The organism is Halalkalibacter nanhaiisediminis (assembly GCF_007830185.1).
Lineage (GTDB): Bacteria > Bacillota > Bacilli > Bacillales > Bacillaceae_D > Halalkalibacter > Halalkalibacter nanhaiisediminis.
Map to the genome: position 1 here is coordinate 298505 of NZ_VLKZ01000006.1, position 6230 is coordinate 304734.

A 6230-nucleotide genomic window follows, 5' to 3' on the forward strand; every position below is an offset into this window, starting at 1 on the left:
TAGTATATAGGGAGGGATAAGCCCTCCGCTTTTCCGATTATTTTTCTGTTAACCCCACACGCGTGAAAATTGTATCAACATGCTTCAGGTGGTGCTCATAATTAAAGCATTCTTCAATTTCTTCAGGTGAAAGCATGCTTGTAATACGCTCTTCCGCTTCAACTAGCTCACGGAATTGAACACCCTTGTCCCATGCTTCCATCGCCTTTGGTTGAACAAGGTCATAAGCTTCCTCACGAACCATACCTTTATCAATAAGTGATAACAGCACACGTTGAGAATAAATAAGCCCATAAGTACGCGTCATATTACGCTTCATGTTTTCAGGGAACACAGTAAGATTTTTAATAATATTTCCAAAACGATTTAACATGTAGTTAAGTGCAATCGTTGCATCTGGCAGAATGACACGCTCTGCAGATGAATGCGAAATATCTCTTTCATGCCAAAGCGGAACATTCTCATAAGCAGTTAACATATAGCCACGAATGACACGAGCAAGACCTGTCATGTTTTCTGAACCAATTGGATTACGCTTATGAGGCATTGCAGAAGACCCTTTTTGACCTTTTGCGAAAAATTCCTCAACTTCACGCGTCTCACTTTTTTGCAAGCCTCGAACTTCTACAGCAAACTTCTCAATTGATGTTGCCACAAGTGCCAATGCAGACATGTAATCAGCATGACGATCACGTTGCAATGTTTGTGTTGAGATTGGCGCTGCATTAAGACCAAGCTTTTCACACACGATTTGTTCAACAGCTGGGTCAATATTTGCATACGTTCCAACTGCTCCAGAAAGCTTCCCGAAACGAACACCTTCAGCAGCGAGCTTAAAACGCTCTAGGTTACGCTTCATTTCTTCGTGCCATAATGCAAGTTTCAAACCAAACGTAGTTGGTTCAGCATGAACACCATGTGTACGCCCCATCATCACGGTATATTTATGTTCAATTGCTTTATCTTTTAAAATGTCAATAAAACGCTCGATATCTGCTAGTAATATATCATTTGCTTGCTTTAATAAATAAGATAAGGCTGTATCAACCACATCCGTTGACGTTAATCCGTAATGCACCCACTTACGCTCTTCACCAAGCGTTTCAGATACTGCACGAGTAAAAGCGACAACATCATGACGTGTCTCTTCTTCAATTTCGTGAATACGTGCTACATCAAAGCTAGCGTTTTGACGAATTTTCTCAACGTCTTCCTTTGGAATTTCTCCAAGCTCTGCCCATGCTTCACAAGCAACAATTTCTACTTCAAGCCACGCTTGAAATCTGTTTTGTTCTGTCCAAATTGCACCCATTTCAGGGCGAGTGTAACGTTCGATCATGATACCAGCCTCCGCTATATTTAAATGTTAAAAACCTTATTTATTCTAGCACAATTATCCATTAAGACGATCTAGCTTCTGACACGCTTCCTCTACTGATTCAGCCGTTGCTGTCAAATGCCCCATCTTCCGTTTAGGCTTTGCCTCTTCTTTTCCATATAAGTGAAGCTTAACTTCTGATAGTCTAGGCGTTGCATCAAGAATTCCTTCTAAATGCTCTCCTAAGATGTTCTCCATCACGACAGGTGATTTCAGTGTCGTTGCCCCAAGAGGTAAACCACAAACAGCGCGAATGTGCTGTTCAAATTGTGACGTCTCACATGCCTCAATTGTGTAATGACCTGAGTTGTGTGGACGAGGCGCTAATTCATTGACATATAATCTGCCAGCATCAAGCATAAAAAGTTCAACAGCAAGCGTCCCAACAACATCTAACTCTGTCACCAGTTTAAGCGCGATTTCCTTTGCTTGCTTTTGAACGTCGTCACCTACTCGAGCCGGTACATGGGAGCGATGAAGAATGTTATTACGATGTTCATTTTCCGCAACAGGAAATACGGCTGTTTCTCCGTTTCTAGAGCGCGTCACAATCACGGAAAGCTCTAAAGCAAATGGGATCCACGCTTCAAGAACACATTCTCCGTGCGCCACTAACTCTTCTGCTGCCTGTTTAAATTCTTCTATATTTTTAACAACACTTTGACCTTTTCCGTCATAGCCACCTCGGCATGTCTTTAGCACTGCTGGGAATCCAATCTTCTTTGCCGCAGCATCTACATCAGCAACCGTTCGAATCGCTTCAAATGGCGCAACAGGAATACCAAGGTCCTGAATCGCTTCCTTTTCCGTTAAACGATGCTGGGTAATACCGAGTACCTTTGCACCTTGTGGAAAATCAGTTTGCTCAGTAAGCCAATTTGCTGTTTCTTCATCAATATTTTCAAATTCATACGTAATCACTTCTGATACATCTGCAAGACGCTGTGCACCTTTACGGTCATCATAAGCAGCTTCAATGACGACATCTGCAACTTGTCCACATGGTGAATCCGTCGTTGGCTCGAGCACTGCTATGCGGTAGCCCATTTGCTTTGCAGCGATCGCCATCATTCTCCCTAATTGTCCACCGCCAATGATACCAATCGTTTGACCTGGTTTAACGAGACGACTCATAGCTCTTGACTACTTTCTAAGACTGCTAGTTTCGTCTTTTCACGACGTGCCTCAAGGCGCTCACTAACGTCTTTTTGATGTGTACCTAGAATTTGTGCAGCAAGTAAGCCAGCATTTGTTGCACCTGCTGTTCCAATTGCTACTGTCGCAACTGGAACACCTCCTGGCATTTGAACAATCGATAACAGTGAATCCAAACCATTTAGCGCCTTTGATTGAACAGGTACTCCGATGACAGGAAGTGTTGTTTTCGCAGCGACCATTCCTGGCAAGTGAGCCGCCCCCCCAGCACCAGCAATAATCACTTTCAGGCCTCTCTCCCTTGCCTGTTCTGCATATTCAAACATTAGATCAGGTGTACGATGAGCCGACACAACCTTCTTTTCATAGGCAATTCCTAACTCATCAAGCACGTTACAGGCTGCACTCATCGTGTCCCAATCTGATGTACTTCCCATGATGACACCAACTTCAGGATTCATTGCTTTTGTTCCCCTTTCATGACCTTGATCTATTCTCATAAAAAAAGCGTAGAATTAGCTTTCTTAACCTGCTCAGTTGAGAGAAAGGAAGCCACTTCTACGCTTTCATGGTTCAGCGATACTGCAACCACTTTCCCTCATAGTCCGATTTTTTACGGTAATCGGGTAGAAACTTTTGGACCATATTTCCAATGTTATATGAGGTTTTATTCGTTTTTCATTCGTTCTTATAGGTATATCTTACAAGGATCGACGAACACTGTCAACAAAAAGTCGAACGATAAAAAATGTCAGACTATTATTGTTCGCCTTCTATTAAAATCCCTTCAAAAACAATCTGTTGACGAACTGGAACATATTCTTTCGTCGATTTTGTTGTTCTTTCTTCAAAAATCGGCTTTTCCATACGCCTCACTGGCTGATAACCTTCTTTTTTCATTCTATTTAGGCACTCCTCAATTGTCTCTGATTCCATTACTTCAAATTGCAATTTTCGTTTTTTCGTCAAATTTACTTACCTCCGTATTCCATATACCATGAATTCAAAAAACTTTTGTCTCACAAGAAAAAAGGAAGGCTTTAGATCAAGCTTTTTAACCAATGCTTGCAGCAGAGAGGTCAAAATCTTATCAATAAACGCTCTTCCTTCAAAACATCTGTTCTATCTATTCATGCCCTGTTTTCCTTACTTAGCTCGTTTTTAGAAAAATAACTTACAGTCAGTTACTTTTTAATCTTAATTTCAATCATAACATCAAATAGATTTCCTATGCATAGAGAATCTAAATTTTCGATGTTTTCTTTATGATCTTTTATTATTCTTCATACTTCGGCATAAACCTACTCCTCTTTGCAAAGACATTTCTATAATCAGTAGCCTTATTAAGGGCTGCCTCTTCTTCTTTAATTCTAATAGAAAGAACGAGGGCATTGATAATCGTAAACACTATTGCTGTCCAGTACGCTTGAAAAATGAGGGGAAGCATTGCAATTTCAGTTATAACAACTACATAGTTAGGGTGGCGAACAAAGCGGTAAGGCCCTTTTGCTATAACCTTTGCTCCTGGCAAAATCATAATTCTCGTATTCCAAAAACGTCCTAATGACGACAGTGCCCAAACACGTGCTATTTGTGCAAGCAAAAAAACGGTTAATGGAATCAGGCTCCATCCCGCAAAGCTATACTCTTTTAATGTCACTTCTATGATCAACGAGAGAAAAAAAAAGACATGGGTAGCTATCATTAATCTGTAATGCTCGCTTCCCGTCTCGTATCCCCCTTGACTTTTTATCCATCTTGCATTGCGTTTAGCAATAACCACTTCTATCAGCCTTTGAACAATAACAAGTAGAATGAATAAATAGATTCCAATCATTATTGAATCCCCTTCCATTGCAAAAGCACAAGCTCAGAACAAAAACCAGGACCAAGAGCAGCCATGAGACCATAATCTCCTTCTCGATGTCCTTGCATCATCACTTGTTCAAGGACATAAATAACAGTCGGCGAAGACATATTTCCGTGTCTCTTTAGAACATTTTTCGATTCAGTTATCATTTCTTCTGCTATACCAAGCGCATTCATATATGTATCCAGCACTTTTTTTCCACCCGGATGCGCAATAAAGGAAGATAACTGACCAAGGTCTAATTCCTGCCCTTCAAGAAAGCTCCTTACATTCGGTTCTAGCCAATTGCTAATAATACTCGGTATATCACGAGAAAATACAACATGTAATCCCGAATCCTTCACATCCCATCCCATCACCTTTTCAGAATTCGGCAACAATGTGGACTGCGTCGCTAAAATAACTGGGCGAACAGCTCGATTTACCAATGTAATCAATTCAGATTGATCTCCTATAATGAGAGCACAAGCCACACCATCTGCAAACAAAGAAGTACCAATAAGATTGCTTTTAGAGCGGTCATTTCTTTGAAAGGTTAGGCTACATAGCTCCACGCAAACAACCAAAGCATTAGATTCTGGAAACGCTCTGCAATACTCATATGCTCGACTAATCCCAACAGCTCCCCCTGCACAACCAAGTCCCCATAAAGGGATTCGTTTTGTATGCTTGGAAAAAGGTAGTACATTCATAATTCTTGCATCTAAACTAGGCGTTGCCATGCCAGAACTCGAAACGAGTATAATCGTATCGATAGCCATAACATCGACCTCTTCTTTTAAAAAGCTTAATTGGCTCAGACATCGTTTAATAGCCTTAACACTATAGTTCGTTGCTAATTCAATATATAAATCATTCCGTTCTTGCAACGTATGATCCTCTTGAAACCAATCAATCGGAACCGCAAATTGCCTCTCTTCAATTTGACCATTAGCAAATACCGTTAACAGACGCTCTATGTCTTGAAAATTTTCTTCAAACAATTCACGTGCAAATTCTGTTGTTGTCTCTTGATTCAATACATGTGGAAGTGTAAATGTACTGACTGAAGCAATCGATGGCATAGAAGCTTCACCTACCCTAACTCTATAATGTAATGTTAGGATTACCAATATTTTGATGTTCATGCATATTCGCTCATTGGACAAAGGAAGTACCATCTATTTTTGTATGTAAAAAGCACAAACTTATTTGGATTGTGCTTGACTGAAATAAACGATAAAAATCTCCTAGTATTCACTCTCCGTGTGACCACCAAACATGTCTCGCTTTCAAGAAGATCCCATGTTATTTCTATATATATAAAATACAATCCTATTAGATTATATTTTATCACCCCTTAACATCCTAACTTCTATCATGACGTTTGAAAGGGCGCTATTTCATGAAGTTTCTAGTTTAGTATCAATTTCTTTGATTTAACCATAGTTTTTAATCAAATTTGGTACCTTTTTGCACATAAAAAAGCACAACCCTATTGGATTGTGCTTTAATTGCCCGGCAACGTCCTACTCTCACAGGGGGAAGCCCCCAACTACCATCGGCGCTGAAGAGCTTAACGACCGTGTTCGGCATGGGAACGGGTGTGGCCTCTTCGCTATCGCCACCAGACTATTTGTTTGAACGTCAGATAACCTACGATCTTCTTCGTCAGCTTCCCTTCTCATGTCCTCACGTATCATCACATACGCTCCGGGCATTCGTACGGTTGCTTCCTCGAATCTCTTGGTTCTCTTTGTTCAACTATGTTGAAAGAAATGATTCTCTCAAAACTAGATAATGTGTAAGAAACAACGTATCAAGAATATGTTTGGATAAGTCCTCGAC

Annotated in this window: 6 protein-coding genes, 1 rRNA gene and 1 riboswitch; all 7 genes read right to left on the reverse strand. The window is 40.5% G+C overall.

Annotated features, from left to right (window positions below):
* Positions 1 to 37 precede the first annotated feature (37 nt).
* The 7 genes from purB to rrf all read right to left on the reverse strand — a co-directional run bounded on the left by purB (position 38) and on the right by rrf (position 6014).
* Positions 38 to 1339, reverse strand: a complete 1302-nt coding sequence (gene purB, locus IQ10_RS12850) for an adenylosuccinate lyase (protein WP_144450879.1) — start codon at positions 1337 to 1339, stop codon at positions 38 to 40.
* 54 nt (positions 1340 to 1393) lie between these two features.
* Positions 1394 to 2512: a 5-(carboxyamino)imidazole ribonucleotide synthase gene (gene purK, locus IQ10_RS12855; RefSeq protein WP_144450880.1), complete on the reverse strand. Its 1119-nt coding sequence runs from the start codon at positions 2510 to 2512 to the stop codon at positions 1394 to 1396.
* Complete coding sequence (gene purE / locus IQ10_RS12860; protein WP_144450881.1) at positions 2509 to 2994, reverse strand: 5-(carboxyamino)imidazole ribonucleotide mutase; 486 nt, start codon at positions 2992 to 2994, stop codon at positions 2509 to 2511. The genes purK and purE overlap by 4 nt, the downstream gene beginning before the upstream one ends.
* Before the next feature lie 120 nt (positions 2995 to 3114).
* Positions 3115 to 3216, reverse strand: a riboswitch (purine riboswitch).
* Between the two features lie 76 nt (positions 3217 to 3292).
* Positions 3293 to 3469 carry an NETI motif-containing protein gene (locus tag IQ10_RS12865; protein WP_437177690.1) on the reverse strand — a complete coding sequence of 59 codons (177 nt, stop codon included), beginning with the start codon at positions 3467 to 3469 and terminating at the stop codon, positions 3293 to 3295.
* 340 nt (positions 3470 to 3809) lie between these two features.
* A complete protein-coding gene (locus IQ10_RS12870; protein ID WP_144450883.1) occupies positions 3810 to 4370 on the reverse strand; it encodes an isoprenylcysteine carboxyl methyltransferase family protein in 561 nt (186 codons plus the stop codon).
* On the reverse strand, positions 4370 to 5467 hold the full coding sequence (locus IQ10_RS12875) for a type III polyketide synthase (RefSeq protein ID WP_144450884.1): 1098 nt from the start codon (positions 5465 to 5467) through the stop codon (positions 4370 to 4372). The genes IQ10_RS12870 and IQ10_RS12875 overlap by 1 nt, the downstream gene beginning before the upstream one ends.
* A 431-nt stretch (positions 5468 to 5898) precedes the next feature.
* Positions 5899 to 6014, reverse strand: a 5S ribosomal RNA gene (gene rrf / locus IQ10_RS12880).
* Between the last annotated feature and the right edge of the window lie 216 nt (positions 6015 to 6230).